Source organism: Glycomyces sp. MUSA5-2 (assembly GCF_037034145.1).
Classification (GTDB): Bacteria; Actinomycetota; Actinomycetes; order Mycobacteriales; family Micromonosporaceae; genus Glycomyces; species Glycomyces artemisiae.
Map to the genome: position 1 here is coordinate 1 of NZ_JBAGKG010000018.1, position 16,211 is coordinate 16,211.

The window sequence follows — 16,211 nt, forward strand, 5'->3', positions numbered from 1 at the left end:
AGAGGAGGCAGGTGGAGCTGGTTCCGGTAGGACTGGCGGTATTAGAGGGAGACCCCGGGGACCGCCCCCGAAGACCGCGAGCGGGTGCATCCGCTCGCGGCTCCTACCGGAACACCACCTCGCGAGGTACGAATCGCGGGCGCACCGGCACCCAGCCGATGCGCCCGCACCAACACTCAAATAATCCAGAAGCCAAGCGCCCTAAGAAAGCCGGAACAGGGCCGACCCGTGCGGCTGCAACTTCACCCGAAGCGCATCCCCGGGAACCAGGTCCGCCCGCCCCCAGCAATCCCGGATCCGCCTCGGCCGGGCCGTCCCCAGGACCGCCCACGGGACCTGGATCTCGGCGGGCTCGGGGCCGCGGTTGAACAGGGCCGCGAAGGCGCCGTCTTCGGAGGCCCAGGCGACGAGTTTGCCCTCGCGCCAGACCTCGCGGGACCCGGCGGGGTGGCGTTGGGCGGCGAGGACTTCGGGGTTGGTGAGGAGTTCGATCGTTTCAGCGCTGGAGTTGGGCAGGTCGGCGCCGACCATGAGCGGGGAGCGGGCGATGCACCAGAGGGTGAGCATCGTGCGCTGCTCGTCGGGGGTGAGGAGGCTCTCGCGGGGCTCGCCCACTTCGGCGCGGACGCCCATGCGGCCCAAGGGGAGCATGTCGGCGTCGGGCCAGTGGCCCGGGCCGGCGTGAGGGGCCCATTCGCGGAGGAGGTCGAACTGGGCGTTGATGTCGCGCCAGCGGTCCCACAGGTCGGCGGAGACGCGCCACAGGTGGGAGTGGGCCTTGAGGTGCTCGGCGTGGGCGGTGGAGAGGTTCATGCCCGGGGAGAGGCTGAGGAGGATGTCGCGGTCGGCGCGGTCGATCGCGTGCCAGAACGCCTCGACCTCGTCCTCCCAGTAGGGGGCGATCATGTCGTCGGCTTTCACGTAGTCGACGCCCCAGTCCGCGAACTGGCGGGCGAGGGAGTCGTAGTACGCCTGGCCGCCCGGGTGGGAGTGGTCGATGCCCCAGTTGTCGTCGACCCACGAGGAGAGCCGCTCCCGGTCGGGGATCTGCGCCGCCGAGTACTCGCTGCCCTTGATCGGCGTGTCCGCCGCGACGGCCTGGCGGGGGACGCCCCGAAGGATGTGCAGGCCGAACTTCAGCCCGAGGGAGTGCACGTAGTCGGCGAGCGGCTTGAACCCGGCGCCGCCCGCCGCGGAGGGGAACCGGTTCGGGGCGGGCTGCGGGAGGCCGTACTCGTCGAGGACCAGCTTGGTCCCGGAGTTGTACCCGCCCGCGCGGGCGGCCGGGTCGTACCACTGGATGTCGACGACGACGTACTCCCAGCCGTGCTCGGCCATGTGCTCGGCGATGAACTCGGCGTTCGCGCGCGTCTCGGCCTCGGTGACCGAGGTCCCGAACACGTCCCACGAATTCCAGCCCATCGGCGGGACGGCAGCGAGTCGGGTCACGGAAACCTCCTCGGGGGGTAGGGTGCCCTGTACGCTACTCGCGCCCGCCGACTCGTTCCACCGTCGCACCGAAAATCCTTGCGGCGCTTTGACTTGGTTGAGCAGGAGATGGCCCGGCTTGCCCCCGGCCCGCCGGGGCCGCAGCCCGGCGGATCGCACCCGATCGGGTGCCTCGGGCCCCGCCGCCCGGCGGGGCGGACGTCACGTTCCGCGCAATACCACTTCGGTGGCCGGGCCCGGCATGTTGTACAGTGTTCACGGCAACGCGCAGTGCGTGTTTCCTGGCCAGGTAGCTCAGTTGGTACGAGCGTCCGCCTGAAAAGCGGAAGGTCGCCGGTTCGACCCCGGCCCTGGCCACCCTCACCACCAGGCGAAACACCCCGTCTACCAGCACGAACACTGGAAGGCGGGGTTTCCTCTTGTCCGGCTCCGACCGGCCAGATCCGGCTGGAAACGGCCGATCTACGGTCCTATAGCGGTCCCGGCATTTCGGTCAAATAGAACTAATAAGACAATATAGTCATTTCAAACGTGAGGATGCTGCCTCCTGAAGTATGATTTTTCGACCTGAAACTGAAGCATCATCAAGGCAGGGTCCAGGTGCTGCGGCCGCGCAGAATCAAACTGATTCCCTTGCGGCGCAGATGATTCGGCATCATTCAAGTAAGGCGCCAGTTGTTCAGCGGTGAACTCGGGCGCCTCGGGCATGGTCGGCAGCACCCGGAACGGGTCGATCTCGGCCGCATGGGCCCTGGCCCATGCGAGCCAGGCCATGGCCCTCTCCCGGTCCGATTCGGGGGCGTCAGTGGCCTCGATGCGCTGTTCCAGCACGTCACAGTAGGCGCTGATCGCGCGAGCGCGTTCGAACGCCGCCACCTGCCGGTAGAGCGTCTCGGCATTGAACTGGGACAACGCTCGGGAGCGAGCGTCCGTTTCGGCCTTCTCGCGGGCGCGTTGCCGCTCGGCGGCCTCCTGCGCTTCGACCGCGGCGCGCTCGCGGTCTTCTGCCGCGCGAGCGGCGAGGCCTTCCAGGATCTCGGGCAGGCGGTCTTCCAGCGTCCCGGTCTTGCGGTCGGCCCACCGCGATCGGCTCCCCGACTTCGCATGGGGCAGCTCGATCTTGAGCGTCTGCGACTTCACCGGATCGAGGGTCTGCGGGAACTCCTGATCGATGGTGACCGTGTACGAGTATCCGTCGATGACCACCCAGATCCAGCCCTCACGGTGCTCGGACTCTTGGCGGTGACCGCTGTAGTGCAGCTCGGGCTCTGCCGGGCGGTCCCGGACTTGCCAACCGCGCTCTTCGGCGGCCGCAGCGAGCGCCTGCAACAGCAGCAGCGACCGGCGCCGGAGCGCCTTGGGCATGACGAGTTTCCCGGCATCGTCGCGGAGCTGGGCTACGACCGGGTGCAGGCGGTCCAGCCGCTGGGGCACGGGCACCGGCGTCAAGGCCGCGGCACGTTTGCGAGCCGCATTGGGATGAACACCGGCCACGAGCGCGATCGTCAGGTCGCCGCGTCCTGACCCGGTGCACTCGATGAACTCGCCATCAGGCTCCAGCCCGTACCGCTTCGCATAGTGAATGGTCTTGCGCCAGTGCCCGCGCTCGGACTCACTCGGACTCGGGACGACGATCCTGCGTTCGCGGACCAGCCGCTCGACCAGCGACAGCGCGGCCTGGCGGCGGGCCCCTGGAGCGGCAGGACGCGTGCTCGCGCTCGGTCTCGGACTCGACTCTGCATCCGCGTCGAGCATGCGCTGCTGCTGCCTCGGCGGGAATCCATGCTCGGATGCCGACGGTGCACCGCCATCCTGTGCGCCGCCCTGATCGAGGGTGACCCGGCCGGCCTCAGTGATCGTCGCCTGCCACTTCCCGCCGGTTCTGCGAACCTTCACCAGGCCACGGGAAGCAAGCGAGCGAGCCGTGATCCGCAGGCCCACTCGGTCATCCCCGCTGAGATCATCCCCATCCCCGATCAAGCGCAACGTCGCGCGCTGGCGCTCGTTCAACGGAGCCGCTCGCACCGTCAGGACCTCCTCTTCGCCAGAGCTACAGGCGACTCCATGCTCGCAGCCGCCTGACCCCACGATCCTCCTTTCCGTTGCTCGCGTGTCGCCGTCCGACCCGAACGCGCTCAGAGGTGTGTCCTGCGCGGAAAGGATGCCGGTTATGCGTGTGATGCAACTCGGCGGTTCGGGCAGAGTTTTCAGTCCAAAAGGCTGCGCGTCGCTAGCATTCCTGACAACTCGAACGACAGGAACCCGGACCGACTTCGGACGAGAATTCCTACGCCCCAGCGGTTTTCGTCATTGATCGGCGTTGATGCAGTGCCGCGGCAGGCATTCCCGGTTGCCGTCAATCCCAGAATGCAAGGGTGCGTGCCCACGCATTCAGGTCGTACGCTGTGCTCGATTCGTGACTCACTGAGTTGTTCAATGGCGAGCGCAGGTGGCGAGATGCACATCCACGAGATCTGGATCCGGTTCTACAAGTCCTTCAACTTCGACTACGAGCTCAAAGCAAAGCCGGGCGCGAAAGTACGAGCCTGGCAGGAGACTCCCGAAGGATGGATGCCCCACGTCCATATCCCCGTCGAACCCGACATCACTGCGGTCGTTGGCGCCAACGAGTCAGGCAAGTCGCACCTGCTCGACGCGATCAAAATCGTCCTCACCGGTGAAGGTCACCTTCAGCGTGATTTCTGCCGCTCCTCGACCTTGTTCTCAGTCGAACTCGGGTCGCGGCTGTACCCAGAGGTTGGAGCGACCTTCCGCATTGACGACGCCGAGCGAGCACTGCTTCAGGATCATGAGATCCCTCTGCTGAGCGGCGGCAACCTGCTCATGCTTCGCCCCAGACCAGAAGCCGTCGAGGTCGTCGATTCCAGCGAGCAGCGGGTCGAGCTAGGTGCGGAGCAAATCGAGGCGCTCACCTCCCTTCTGCCGTACCCGTATGATCTCCAGACCGAGATTGCGCTGCCCGACTCGGTATCCATCGCGGCGCTGTCCGGCGACACCACCGTCCTCGCTCCACGTAAATCCCGAGGACGCCTGTGGACGCTGTTCGGCATGTTCAAGAACGAGGACGACTACAAGAACGAAGCGACGAACGTCCTCAGTCTCCTCACGGGAGACGAACCCGCCAAGGGGCCGCAACAGCTCGGCATGGACCTGCTGACCAAGATCGCCCGGATCGAAGAGTCCAGCTTCCAGGAGCTGCGCGACGCCATCAGCAATGAGCGCGAAGGACTGGTCAACGGCCTCATCCAGGAGATGAACAATTCCATCGCACGCCACCTCAACGTGTCGAAGTGGTGGAGCCAAGACCCGGAATTCCAGCTGCGTGTCTCCCCGCGCGAACACGAACTCGTCTTCACCATCCGCGACCGCACTGGAACCGACTACTCCTTCAGCGAACGCAGTCGCGGCCTACGGTACTTCCTCAGCTACTACGTCCAACTGCTCTCCCACGATCGTCCTGCGGATCGCCCGGAGCTGCTGCTTATGGACGAACCTGATGCCTTCCTCTCCGCATCCGGACAACAAGATCTGCTGCGGGTGCTCGAACATCACGCTCGCCCTGACGACTCGGAGCGCGAAGACCAGGTCCTGTATGTGACGCACTCACCGTTCCTGATCAATCGAAACGCCGGGCACCGCGTCCGCGTCGTCGACAAGGGCGCTCGCGACGAGGGCACCCGGGTCGTCAAGGACGCGACGCGCAACCACTATGAACCGCTGCGGTCGTCTCTGGGTGCATTCGTCGCGGAGACCGCCTTCATCGGAGGTGACAACCTCTTCGTCGAAGGCATCGCCGACCAGGTCCTGCTCGCGGGCATGAACGCCCGCCTCCTCCGCGCCGATCGTCCTCCAAGTGAATGCCTCGACCTCAACGAGGTGACCATCGTGCCGGGAGGTTCCAGCCTTCCCTACATGGTTTACCTCGCGCGTGGACGCGACCAGGTCAAACCCGCCTGTGTCGTGCTTGTGGATGGGGATCAGGCGGGGAAGACCGCACGGAAGCAGCTCCAGCGCGGCGGCGCACACGGACGCAAAGTCATCGCCGACGAGCTCATTTTGATGGTGTCGGAATGGGCCGACAATTCGAACCCAACGGTTGCTGAAGGCGTCGTCGTCCGTGAACCGGAGGATCTGGTCCCGGTGAACGTAGCGGTGGCCGCTTGCCGCAGGTACGCGCGCACGTTCCTCGGCATGGAGGAAAATGAGGCGAGGCGGTTCACTGAGTTCGACGTAGTTTCTCTCCTCGCCGAGCTCGACGGAAGCCTCTGGGACTCGCTTGAGAAGGCGTTCTACTCGGTCTTCAGCACCGACATCACCAAAGCGGGGTTCGCTAAGGAACTCCTTGCCTACTTGGCCAGCAGCGAAGGCGGCGCTAGGCCCGCCGGAGTCCCACACCTCGACGACAACTTCGCATCCCTAATCAGGCTTCTCGCCGACACCCTTCGCGAAGCACGGGAACAGGAAGGCGATGCTCGCCGCAACCAGCGACTGGACCGCATCATCAACGAGTTCGTCGCCGACCACCCGAACGGATGCACCCGAGATCGCGCCTCGGTCACGCTTCGCCGCGTGGACGCGGCCGCCGACGATTCAGAAGCCGGCGACGACATCAAGGCCCACACCGCGAAGATGCGCCGCAAGCACAAGCTCGCCGCCGCGCCACGAGAGAAGATCAGCGACCATCAGCAGTTCATCGAAGAACTGCGGCAGATTCGCCTGCTCCCTCGCCTCGCATTTCAAGATGACCCTGCCCCGCGAGCGGAGACGCCAGCGAAGAAACAATAGGAGGTCAGCTCCAACGCGCTCCCCGAGGGCGCGGTCGAGACGCAGCCGCTGGGATACCGGCTCGTGATCGAGGCCGACGCGTTCGCTGCCGTGTGCTTCGGGCGCCTGGCCGCCGCGGCCTAACTGGAGCACGAACCTCACCAGGCGCCAGCTCGCTGCCCTGTTCGGGAGGCTCCGGCGTATCTTGTTGCAGCACAACAGATTCAACCGGGGTTCTCCTCAGTTCTCAGTCACGGCCTAGCCCAGGGCGGCGTCGAGGCGGTCGGTGACGGCCTCGCGGAGCTGCGGCAGGTCGCTGCCGGTCAGCCACAATTCGAGCTCCTCAGGGGTGAACGCCATGGCGGTCGGAGCGTCTGCGCGGTCGGCTGCGGATCGCTCGGAGTCGTTCGGTGAAGTCGTGGCGCTCCTTGGCTTCCAGTCGAGCCCGGATATCGGCTCGGCGTTGCGGAGGCTGCCGCCGGAACCAGCGGCGGTAGAAGAACCCCACCACGACACCGGCCAGGGTCGCTGCGATCAGCGCGGACCACAGCGGTCGCAGCGCCAGCGCCAGCGGGAAGCCTTCGCCGGGGTCGTCGAGGTGCTCCAGGGCCGCCGTCCAGGATGTCAGCACCAGCCACATCAGGAACGCGATCCCGAACGCGGGGAACGACACGTGCGTGCTGTCCACCGGTTCGCGACCGCGCTCGCGTTCCGCCGCTTGGATCTGCGCATCGAGCTGCGCTTGCAGCCGCTGCTGCTCGACCGCCTCGCGCACCTGCTCCTCGGCATCGGCCGGAGGTTCAGGATTGATCCGTTCCGCGAGTCCTGCCGCGGCCAGGAGCGCGAGAGCGAGCACCGCTGCGGCGCCGAGCGGCCCCGCCACGGCCACGGCCAGCGACGTCCACAGCTCGCCCACTGCTACCTCCGCCGCTTCCGTCCGCGCCACGCAACGAGCGCGGTCGCCGCCACGATCACGGCTCCCGCGACGGCGGCCAGCGCCCACATCGCGAACGCCAGCCCCCACCCGGGGATCGTCCAGACGCCGTCCAGGCTCATCGCGGCTCACTCACCGTCGTGGCGCTCCTCGGCCGGTTCGGCCTCGGTGTCGTTGTCGTAGGCCTTGATGCCGCCGAGCGTGCCGCGGATGCCGGTGTGGAACAGGTCGCCCGCCTTGTCTGCGACGTCGCGCAGGCCGGTGGTGTTGCCGAAGGCGTCCCGGCCCCACTGCGCGCCGTTCTTGTACACGTCCTTCGCGGCGTCGTAGGTCGTGTTGATGCCGTGGTCGGCGGCGAAGCGCGGGCTGTTGTTGAACGCCAGCACGTTGTCGATGTTCTTGATCATCGCCTTCGCGTCGGTCTTGGCCATGCCCTTCATCATGCCCTCGGCCATGTCGTCGAGGGAGTTCGCGAGCTTCCCGAAGGCACCCTGGAAGACCTTGATCTTGCGCAGCAGCTCGGCGACCTTCTGCATCATCTTGGAGATCTTGGAGACGATCTTCGTCATCTGGATGCACGCGTCGACCACGACGCCGGAGATCGCCGTCGGCACTGAGGCGCCGAAGGTGACCGCGGCGCTGGCGAGCGCCGACAGCAGCCACATGATCGCTCGGCACACCCAGTCGGAGATGATCTCCAGGACGAGCGCGCGGACGGTGGCGACGATGATCCCCGCGACCGAGATGGCCTGCGATGTCGATTGCGCGCAGCTCGCGGCGCCCGCGATGGCGCCGGAGAACGCCTCGGAGACGGCGCGGTAGGCGTCCCCGGCGTCGCCTTCCCAGTTGGAGATCTGCCCGATCGAGTCGGCGTACTGCTGCGCGGCGTCGTTGAGATCGGCGGCCACGTTGGACCAGCTCTGCGACAGGGCGGTGATCTCGGCGGGGCTGCCGGTGAGCATCTCCAGGGGTTCGCGCAGCCAGTCGACGTGCTCGATGATGAAGCCGACGCCGGCCATCATCAGCTCTTTGAAGGGGTTGGCCGCGAACGCGAGCACGTCGAGCGCGGCGATCGCGCCGTCGATCGCGAACGCGGTGGGGTCGATGCCGTCGCCCGCGGCGTCGTTGAAGTGCTCGCCCATGGTGGTGAGGCTGTCGACGATGCGACCGCCGGTGGTGTCGACGACGTCGTCGCTCATTTGCCGATCTCCTCGCCGATTCTCGACAGCAGGTCGGCGATCTCCTGATCCACGCCTTCGTAGTCGTCGGCGACCCCGGTGAGCGCCTGCCCGATGGCGACGGCGAAGTCCGAGGCGGAGCGGATCGCGGCCCCGGCGTCGTCGAGACACAGGTTCAGCACCGGCGGGATGACGAACTGGAGCAGGACGCCGTAGGCGTCGAAGCCGCCGAGCGTGAGGCCGGAGGCGGCGTCCGCGGCGGTGCCGAGGGTGGCGAACGCGCCGTCGCTCAGGCTGGAGACGTGGTTGCGGATCTCTTCGGGGTCGGACCCGAATCCCTCGCCCATGCGTCAGTCCTCCTTGGGGGCGTAGCGGTTGATCGACTGGCGGATCATGCCCATCGCCTCGGAGTCGTCGCCGAGCATCTCGGACATGACGTCCACCGAGCGCTGGGACGCTTCGGCGGCCGCGCGGTGGTAGGTCTCCATGATGAGGGCGGCGACGCCGGGGCCGCTCATGGTGCGGGTGGTCGGGCTCAACTCGATGTTGAGGAGCCCGCCGCCGATGTTGACGGTGACCGCGACCTCGCCCTCCTCGGACTCGAGACGGACGCTGGTGTCGTTCATGAGGTCCTGGACGCGTTCGGCGCGTTCGCGGATGTGCGCGACCCGCTGCTCGAAATCGCGCATGTAGCCCTCGGGATCGGTCAGCGCTGAGGGGCGGCCCTTTCGGTCGGGGCCGCCGGGGGGCGTGGTGTCCATGCAGTCTCCTTCGCGGGGTCGGAAGGGGCGCCCGGGCGCGGCCGGACGCGGCGGAACGGTTCGGTGCAGGAAGGGAGGCGGTGCTCGCGTCTGGAGGATTGGCACCGGTGTCGCATGCGGCCGAGCTCCGATCGAGGCAGGGGTCATTCACCGCCGACCAGACTTCCCGGCACACCTGTCGTTCACCATAGTGCAATCGCGCCACCAAGAGTGCCCTCGCGAACACTGATGTCCGACGGTGGCATCGATACCGACGCCGGACACGGTCATTCCTTGTCCCATGACGTCCGCTGTTGCATTGCCGCGCTTGCGCAAACGACGGCGAGCCCGACAAGACAGGTGGCGCAGGGCGGAGATGAGGCGGGCGCGAAGAGGCATGAGATCGAGTATCCGTACCGCTGGGCCGCGCACCAAGCGGCATCGTTCCCGTTCCTTGCGACTGATGCGCTCAGCGGTCGAGTTGGAGCCGCCGCCAAGTGCGGGCGATGAGGACGGCCGACGCGATCGCGAACGCGGCTACGGCGGTGAGCTGAAAGGCAGTGACGGCGCCCGGTTGGAGTGCCCACAGCGCCGGGGCGGCGATCGGGAGCCAAGCTCCGGCCGCGGGAGCGGCGACGACGGTGGTCTGTGCGAGGACGAGGAGTCCGATCGTGGTGCCGACGCCCGCGAGCGGGCCGCGGCCGAGGGTGGCGGCCCAGGCGGTGGGGACGGCGACGAGGCCGTTCATCGCGCACATCGCGCACAGTCGGACCAGTGCCGCCGCGCTCGCCTCATCGGGGGCGCCGAGGCCGAGGGCGAACCCGGCCGCGGTGATCGCGGCGGTCAAGGCGAGGGCGGTCAGCAGCGACCATCCGAGGGCGACCAGGAGTTTCGCGGCGGCCTGGACGGCGCGGGAGACCGGCAGGGCGAACAGCCCGTAGACCGTGCCGTCGGTGAACTCGCGGCCGAAGACCCAGCTGTGGGCGATCCCGAAGGCCAGCAGGGAGCCCGCGGCGGCGACCTGGGTGACCACCGCGAGCAGCAGCGGCCACCCTGCCGCGTCGGCCGCCTGGCCGAGCTTCGCGGTGATCTGCGCGTTCCCGGAGGCGACCGCGCCGGTGAGGGCGAGCCCGAGGACGCCGGCGCCCAGGACGAGCACCCCGGCGGCGATGTGGAGCACCCGCGCCGAGGCGGCCTTGCGCATCTCGACCCGCAGCGCCGCGACCAGACCGCTCATGCGCACGCTCCGTTCCTGTCGGTGTCGTCGTGGAGCACCAGGTCGAAGAACGCCCGCTCCAGCTCCGATCCCGCGGGGTCGAGCGTGCCGATCAGGCGGCCGCGGTTCATCACCGAGATCCGGTCGGCGACGCGGGCGACCTCGTCGAGGTGATGGCTGGAGACCAGGACGCCCGCGCCGCGGTCGGCGCGGCGGCGCAGGCTCTCGCGCAGGGCGATCACCCCGGCCGGGTCGAGGGCGTCGGTGGGCTCGTCGAGGACGACCAGGTCGGGGTCGGCGATGAGCGCTGCGGCCAGCCCCAGGCGCTGCCGGTTGCCTTTGGACAGCCGCGAAGCGCGCACCGCGGCATAGTCGCCGATGCCCATGTCCTCCAGAGCCCGTTCGACGGCGGTCGGAACCTCGGCGGTCCGCATCCGGTACAGGCGCGCGGCGATCTCCAGGTTCGCGCGGGCGCGCAGCTCGGGATAGGCGAACGGCCGGTCGAGCAGGTGGCCGACGCGCGTCCATGCGGCGGCGGGCATCGCCTCGATCGGGACACCTTCGATGTGGACGGTGCCGGAGCCGAGGCGGACCATGCCGAGGACGGCGCGCATGAGCGTGGTCTTCCCGGCGCCGTTGAGCCCGACGAGGGCATGGACCTCCCCCGGCGCGACGTGGAGCGTCACTCCGAGGACTCCGGCGCCGGCGCCGTAGGTGCGGCGGGCATCGCTGATGCGGAGCCGGTCAGGCACGCGGGTCCTCCAGCACGTCCAGGGCCGCGCCGATGGTCGCTTCCAGGGACCGGTCCGCGTGTTCGGCCCACGCGTACAGCGCGGCCGTCACGGCGGCGAGCACGGCGTCTGCGGCGACCCGCGCGGTGAAGGCGTCGACGCCGTCGGCGAGGCGGTCGGCGATGGCAGCGGCGGTCACCTCGTTCTGCACGGCGGCCTCGGCGCGGAGCACGGGCGTGCGGGCGACGAGCCTGATGCGCCTGCGCGCGGTCACCAGGTCGGATTCGGCGAGCCCGGCCAGCGCCGCTCGCAGGCCCCGGACGGTCCGCAGCAGCGGCGCCTCGCCGACCGGCCGCGCGCCGACGGCCTCGGCGATCACCGGGTCGAACGGATCTGACAGGACCGCTTGCGCTTTGGTCCCGAAGTGCCGGAAGAACGTCATCTCGGTGACGTCCGCGGCGCGGGCGATCTGCGCGGTGGTCGTGGCCTCGAACCCCTGCTCTTCGAACAGCGCGAGCGCGCACTCCTGCAACCGGTCGCGGGTGCGCTCACGCTTCGACGGCGAGTCCATGCCCCAAATGTTATCTCATAACATTCCGGTTGGCGACCGCCCCGGACCGATTCTCCGGCGCTGCGACTTGTATCGGACGGTGTGGACGGTCGTGCAGCGCGGCAGTGAAGGACGGTTTACCGTTTGGCAACACATACCGCGGAGTCGGTGGAGTAGGGTTCAGTGCGGTGCGCCGGGAAGTCTGGTCGGCAAGGAGATTGCTCCTTCGCCTGATTGGAGACCCGTGCGGATGCGGAGCCTGTACAAGTCCGATCCCGGCCGCCGCATCATCGAGCGGTGGTGCCGCACCCGGATCGACGAGTGGCCCGTGCGCCACCGCCGGGGCCTGATCACCGTCGACCGCAGCCAGGCGCATCTGACATTCATCGGCGAGGGCACGCCGAAGGTCGTCTTCGTGCCCGGCACGAACTTCAACATCGCGACCTGCCTGGGCGTCGCCGAGGTGCTCGGGGACCGGTGGTCGACGCTGGTGGTCGACATGCCGGGCCAGCCCGGGCTCAGCAGCGGCGAACGCCCCCGGCGCCCGTTGGCGGCGAGGCCTTACAAGCAGCCCTGGTACGCCGCGGTTTTGGCGCAGGTCCTCAAATACACCGGCGTCAAGGACGCGGTGGTGGTCGGGAACTCGCTGGGGGCCGCGATCGCGCTCGCGTGCGAGTCCGACCGGATCGCCGCCCGCGTGCTGTACTCGCCCGGCGGGATCGTTCCGCTGAAGACCGATGCGCTGCTGATGCGCCGGTCGGCGGCGTGGCTGATGCGCCCCTCGCCTGAGCGCACCCGGAGCCTTCTGGACTTGTTCGTCGCCCCCGGTCACGCGCCTGAAGCGGCGACGGTGGCGTGGATGGAGCTGGTCGCCCGGTACTGCCGCACCACTCTCGCCCCGGCACCGCTCGCCCCGCAGCAGCTGCACCGGTGGAAGGGCGCACCGGTCGTGGCCGCGGTCGGGGAGCACGACCGGTTCCTGCCGCCCGACCGCCTCGGCCCCGCCGTCGAAGCGGCCCTGGGACGGGAGTTGCACGTTCTGCACGGTGTCGGGCACCTCGCCGTCGAAGAGCGACCGGACGACGTCGTCCCCTTGGTGGAGGAGGCGATCGCCCTGGCGGCCAGATGACGCAGTCCCGAACCCCGACCACCCCCGGACGACACGATCCGCACACTATGGAGCACCCTTGACCGATTCCCACCCCGCCACCGTCCACACCAGCGGATGCGGCAACGTCGCCGTCGAGTTCGACGGCGCCTCGCCGGTCGTCCGGCTCAGCCTGGACGCCGTCCGCCTCCCGGTTCGCGACCTGGCCGACCTGGTCACCGCCACCGCCCGCGACGCCGCCGACGCCGTGCGCGCCGCACAGCAGGACGAGGACCTGCCCTCGTCCGCCGACGCGCTCGCCGAGCTGAAAAACCTGCGCGACGGCATCCGCGGCGAGGGCCTGGAAGCGGTCCTCGAACGCAAGCGGGCCGAGTACGGCGCCGAGGACCCGAGCCGGTCGCCCGACGACCCGCGATCGATGACCGGTCTCGGCCTCGACATGCAGGCGTTCCCGAGCGCCGGACTCGACATGGCCATCGCGCTGCTCGAACGGTTCCAGCCGACCCAGAGCGCGGGCCCGACGCCGCTCGAAGCCGAAGTCGGGGGCCTCGTCGCCACCGCCGTCAGCGAGGACGAGCAGGTGACCGTCGAGGCCACCGTGCAGTACCCGATCGCGCGCCTGCTCCTGGGCCTGCACGCCCGCGAGATGGGGCCCGAACTGCTCGCCGAGCAGATCACCGCGACCGCCGCCCGCGCCGGAGCCGAGCTGCGCGAGCGCCAGCGATCAGGCATCGACGCGCTGGGCCTGCCCTTCACGCAGGACCAGATCGACGGCTTCCCCGCCCAGACCCGCGCGTTCGCGAAGAAGCTCACCGGACAGGCGGCCTACCTCCAACAGGACCACGACCAGACCATCAAGCGACTCCGGCAGCAGTGAGGCACCAGTGACCAAAGTAGACCCAGAGGCGATCCGCGGACTCGGCACCGAGATCCAGCAGGAAGTCACCCCGATCCTGGAGGAGGCCAACGAGATCCTCCCCAGCCTGCGCGGGATCGACCAGGCGCTGTACACCTCCGTGACACCGGCGCTCGCCGCCGTGTACACCACCGCCGTGTCCTACATGAACGAGATGGTCGCCGGCGCCGCCGAGTGCTTCCAGGCCATGAACGCGAACCTCGACGGCTGCGCCACCTCCTGGGAGGACGCCGACCAGGCGGCCGCCGACAACTTCAACTGACACCCTCCGCCGCAAAGGAACCACGACCATGAGCATCGGCGCACCCGAGCCCAGCAGCTTCCAGGGCATGATGGACGCCTTCGCGATCGCCGCGCCTGCCGCGGCCGTCGAGATCGTCCTGCCCGCCTTCACCTTCGGGCCCTCGGCGACCCAGATCGCCCGCATCATCTACATGAACCAGTGCAACCCCGGCCAGATCATGATGGTCGGCGCCTCCTGGCTCCAGCTCGCCGAGAAGTACATCAAGGCCGGAGACGGCCTCGGGGACAAGGTCGACGCCTTCGACGCCGAAGCGTGGGAGGGCGACGACTGCAGCGCGTTCGTCGACCAGTCCGGGAAGGTGCGCATGCAGCTGTTCACCATCGCTGCGTTCGCCATCGAGGTCGGCGTCGGCCTGTTCACCATCGCCGCACTGCTCGCGGTCATGGTCACCGCCTACGCTGCGCTGGCGACGGTCCTCATGGGCATGGCGCTGGTGTACTGGCCGCTCCAGGCGTTCCCGCTCACCGCCCCCGCCGCGGCCGCGGTACGGACCGCGGCGATGACGATCGCCGCGACGGGCCTGGGCATCCTCAAGACGCTGGACGCAGGGCTGGAGGCGCTCGGCAACGGGCTCGCGGCGTTCATCGGCGGCGGCATGACCGGCTCCTGGGCGGTCCTGGCCACTCAAGGCAACGTCGTGAACCCGCTCGACCTGGTGGGCCCCACCGCCTTCAACATGGCCAACGGCTTCGCGCAGCTCGCGCTGCGCAACGCCGCCGCGCCCTCGGGCGGGCGCCACGTCGCCGGGGGCCTGGGGCACCTGTTCGTCGGCGGTCAGGGCGCCTACAACCTCGGGCTGAACATCAACGACCTCGCCGGGAACGGCGACGTCGACGGCAAGGAGGACCCGCGGGGCACCTACGGCGTCGACCCCGGCAACCTCGACTTCATCCCCTTCGTCGACACCCCCGAGGGCGAGTCCGAACCGACCGGCACCTGGGAGAAGCCCACCTGGGCCGACGACCCCGAGCCGAGCTGGAGCGGTAGCTAGTGCGCGGGGGCCGGTAGCCGTGGACGGCGACGACCTGCTCGCCCTGGCGCTCGGCGCGGTGGTGATCGCGGTGGCCGCGACCTGGCCGGTGCTCCCGGGCTTGCGGCGCTTCGCGGGGTTCAAGACGTTCCCGCCGTTCCGCGCCTGGTCCGCGCGGCCGCATCCCGATGCGGCCGTGCCGGTCCGGGCCGGACGCCGCCTCGACGCCGCCTCCGCGGCGACCGCAGCGACACACGGGACCGTCGTGGTCCGGACGGCCTGGCGCAACCAGGACTCGCGCGACGTCCGGCCGTCCCTGCGCATCAGCCGCCCGCTGGTGCCGGTCGTCAGCGTCGACGGTATCCCAGCCTCCTGGGGCTGGGGCGTCACCGAACTGACCCTGACGCCCGGGACGCACTTGATCGCGGTCGCCAGCAGCCACTCGCGCTGCTACCGGCAGGTGCACCTCGGCCGGGGCGACCGCATCGAGCTCGACTACGCCAGCATCATCGGCGACACCGCCCACCGCTACCGGGAGGCGGGGGCCGAGATCCGCGAGCTGACCGCGTTCGCTCCGCGCCGCAGCGGACGCGGAGCGGGCGTCTACGCGACGGCCGCCGCCGGGGCGGCCCTGATCGCCGCTGTCGTAGCGGTCGCGGTCGCCTCGCCCGATGCGGCATCGACGCTCATCGGCGGCGCGGTGTGGGGCGCGGTCGCCCTCGGGCTCGGCATCGGGATCGCGTTGATCACCGCGTCACTGGTCCGGCAGGCCCGTGCGCGGAAGGTCGCCCAGGCCGCCGCCCCCGCAGGGGCCGAACAGCCCGAGGTCATCGTGCTCGACGCCGATGTGCCGCAACGCCTCGCACCCGCGCCCGGCTGGGCCGGGCTCGGCCTCCACCTGCGGTTCGCCTTCGAAGCGCACCCCGAGCCGGTCCTGGCCGCGCTCGCGGGCGCCGAGCGACTGCATCCGATGCAGCGCTGGCGGTCGATCCGGATCGGAGAACCCGAGGCCCCGGCCTGTCGGCCCTGGGTCCCGGCCCCGCTCGTCCTCCTGGACGGCAGGGAACTGGACGCCTCCTGGACCCGAATGTGGATGCAGGTCGCCCCCGGGGAGCACGAACTCGTCGTCCGCGTCGGCGCTCCGCCGGGCCAGGTCGACGAACGGACCCGCCTCGACTTCTCGCGCGCCGAGATCCGCCGGACCTTCACCGCCACCGCCGGATCCACACTCGCCCTGACGTTCACCGCCGACATCACCGCCGTCCCCGCATCCGACCGCCCCCGCCTCGACCAGTACGTCCCGCGCCTGCACTGACAGGCAGGCCAGGAG

At 69.2% G+C, this 16,211-nt stretch carries 16 protein-coding genes and 1 tRNA gene; 7 read left to right on the plus strand and 10 right to left on the minus strand.

The annotated features are described in order from the left end of the window. Window positions 1-201: 201 nt before the first annotated feature. On the minus strand, window positions 202-1,449 hold the full coding sequence (locus WA640_RS28220) for a glycoside hydrolase family 27 protein (protein ID WP_335992218.1): 1,248 nt from the start codon (window positions 1,447-1,449) through the stop codon (window positions 202-204). Between the two features lie 283 nt (window positions 1,450-1,732). Here WA640_RS28220 and WA640_RS28225 point away from each other — a divergent pair. Next, window positions 1,733-1,806, plus strand: a tRNA-Phe gene (locus WA640_RS28225). Between the two features lie 168 nt (window positions 1,807-1,974). Here WA640_RS28225 and WA640_RS28230 read toward each other — a convergent pair. Next, window positions 1,975-3,459: a hypothetical protein gene (locus tag WA640_RS28230; protein WP_335992220.1), complete on the minus strand. Its 1,485-nt coding sequence runs from the start codon at window positions 3,457-3,459 to the stop codon at window positions 1,975-1,977. A 447-nt stretch (window positions 3,460-3,906) separates the two neighbouring features. Between WA640_RS28230 and WA640_RS28235 the strand changes: the two genes are divergently transcribed. After that, on the plus strand, window positions 3,907-6,255 hold the full coding sequence (locus tag WA640_RS28235; protein ID WP_335992222.1) for an AAA family ATPase: 2,349 nt from the start codon (window positions 3,907-3,909) through the stop codon (window positions 6,253-6,255). 322 nt (window positions 6,256-6,577) lie between these two features. On the opposite strand, the gene WA640_RS28240 is transcribed toward WA640_RS28235, so the two are convergent. From WA640_RS28240 to WA640_RS28275, 8 genes are all read right to left on the minus strand, one after another. Further along, window positions 6,578-7,150 carry a hypothetical protein gene (locus WA640_RS28240; protein ID WP_335992224.1) on the minus strand — a complete coding sequence of 191 codons (573 nt, stop codon included), beginning with the start codon at window positions 7,148-7,150 and terminating at the stop codon, window positions 6,578-6,580. Window positions 7,151-7,152: 2 nt separating this feature from the next. After that, on the minus strand, window positions 7,153-7,290 hold the full coding sequence (locus tag WA640_RS28245; protein ID WP_335992226.1) for a hypothetical protein: 138 nt from the start codon (window positions 7,288-7,290) through the stop codon (window positions 7,153-7,155). Between the two features lie 6 nt (window positions 7,291-7,296). After that, the gene (locus tag WA640_RS28250; protein ID WP_335992228.1) at window positions 7,297-8,367 is read right to left on the minus strand and encodes a WXG100 family type VII secretion target; all 1,071 of its coding nucleotides are present in this window, start codon (window positions 8,365-8,367) and stop codon (window positions 7,297-7,299) included. Continuing rightward, window positions 8,364-8,693, minus strand: a complete 330-nt coding sequence (locus WA640_RS28255) for a hypothetical protein (protein ID WP_335992230.1) — start codon at window positions 8,691-8,693, stop codon at window positions 8,364-8,366. The genes WA640_RS28250 and WA640_RS28255 overlap by 4 nt, the downstream gene beginning before the upstream one ends. Window positions 8,694-8,696: 3 nt before the next feature. After that, a complete protein-coding gene (locus WA640_RS28260; RefSeq protein ID WP_335992233.1) occupies window positions 8,697-9,107 on the minus strand; it encodes a YbaB/EbfC family nucleoid-associated protein in 411 nt (136 codons plus the stop codon). A 448-nt stretch (window positions 9,108-9,555) separates the two neighbouring features. Continuing rightward, window positions 9,556-10,323, minus strand: coding sequence for an ABC transporter permease (locus WA640_RS28265; RefSeq protein ID WP_335992234.1), 768 nt, complete (start codon window positions 10,321-10,323; stop codon window positions 9,556-9,558). After that, window positions 10,320-11,054 (minus strand): ABC transporter ATP-binding protein, encoded by a 735-nt coding sequence (locus WA640_RS28270; protein ID WP_335992236.1) that lies wholly within the window; start codon window positions 11,052-11,054, stop codon window positions 10,320-10,322. Before WA640_RS28270 ends, WA640_RS28265 begins: the two co-directional genes overlap by 4 nt. Then, window positions 11,047-11,604, minus strand: a complete 558-nt coding sequence (locus WA640_RS28275; RefSeq protein ID WP_335992237.1) for a TetR/AcrR family transcriptional regulator — start codon at window positions 11,602-11,604, stop codon at window positions 11,047-11,049. The genes WA640_RS28270 and WA640_RS28275 overlap by 8 nt, the downstream gene beginning before the upstream one ends. 229 nt (window positions 11,605-11,833) lie before the next feature. On the opposite strand from WA640_RS28275, the gene WA640_RS28280 reads away from it, so the two are divergent. Genes WA640_RS28280 through WA640_RS28300 form a run of 5 tightly spaced genes read left to right on the plus strand, consistent with a single transcriptional unit; the run spans window position 11,834 to window position 16,196 of the window. After that, window positions 11,834-12,712: an alpha/beta fold hydrolase gene (locus WA640_RS28280; RefSeq protein WP_335992280.1), complete on the plus strand. Its 879-nt coding sequence runs from the start codon at window positions 11,834-11,836 to the stop codon at window positions 12,710-12,712. A gap of 58 nt (window positions 12,713-12,770) precedes the next feature. Beyond that, a complete protein-coding gene (locus tag WA640_RS28285; RefSeq protein WP_335992239.1) occupies window positions 12,771-13,568 on the plus strand; it encodes a hypothetical protein in 798 nt (265 codons plus the stop codon). 7 nt (window positions 13,569-13,575) lie between these two features. Further along, window positions 13,576-13,869, plus strand: a complete 294-nt coding sequence (locus WA640_RS28290) for a hypothetical protein (protein ID WP_335992240.1) — start codon at window positions 13,576-13,578, stop codon at window positions 13,867-13,869. Window positions 13,870-13,897: 28 nt separating this feature from the next. Next, window positions 13,898-14,902: a hypothetical protein gene (locus WA640_RS28295; RefSeq protein WP_335992243.1), complete on the plus strand. Its 1,005-nt coding sequence runs from the start codon at window positions 13,898-13,900 to the stop codon at window positions 14,900-14,902. Window positions 14,903-14,921: 19 nt separating this feature from the next. Then, window positions 14,922-16,196: a hypothetical protein gene (locus WA640_RS28300; RefSeq protein WP_335992244.1), complete on the plus strand. Its 1,275-nt coding sequence runs from the start codon at window positions 14,922-14,924 to the stop codon at window positions 16,194-16,196. Window positions 16,197-16,211: the final 15 nt, after the last annotated feature.

What these genes read in the sequence shown, in the direction of transcription:
- WA640_RS28235 (WP_335992222.1), top strand. Translation starts at nt 3,907, where the DNA reads ATGCACATCCACGAGATCTGGATCCGGTTCTACAAGTCCTTCAACTTC.
- WA640_RS28245 (WP_335992226.1), bottom strand. Translation starts at nt 7,290, where the DNA reads ATGAGCCTGGACGGCGTCTGGACGATCCCCGGGTGGGGGCTGGCGTTC.
- WA640_RS28250 (WP_335992228.1), bottom strand. Translation starts at nt 8,367, where the DNA reads ATGAGCGACGACGTCGTCGACACCACCGGCGGTCGCATCGTCGACAGC.
- WA640_RS28255 (WP_335992230.1), bottom strand. Translation starts at nt 8,693, where the DNA reads ATGGGCGAGGGATTCGGGTCCGACCCCGAAGAGATCCGCAACCACGTC.
- WA640_RS28260 (WP_335992233.1), bottom strand. Translation starts at nt 9,107, where the DNA reads ATGGACACCACGCCCCCCGGCGGCCCCGACCGAAAGGGCCGCCCCTCA.
- WA640_RS28265 (WP_335992234.1), bottom strand. Translation starts at nt 10,323, where the DNA reads ATGAGCGGTCTGGTCGCGGCGCTGCGGGTCGAGATGCGCAAGGCCGCC.
- WA640_RS28275 (WP_335992237.1), bottom strand. Translation starts at nt 11,604, where the DNA reads ATGGACTCGCCGTCGAAGCGTGAGCGCACCCGCGACCGGTTGCAGGAG.
- WA640_RS28280 (WP_335992280.1), top strand. Translation starts at nt 11,834, where the DNA reads ATGCGGAGCCTGTACAAGTCCGATCCCGGCCGCCGCATCATCGAGCGG.
- WA640_RS28295 (WP_335992243.1), top strand. Translation starts at nt 13,898, where the DNA reads ATGAGCATCGGCGCACCCGAGCCCAGCAGCTTCCAGGGCATGATGGAC.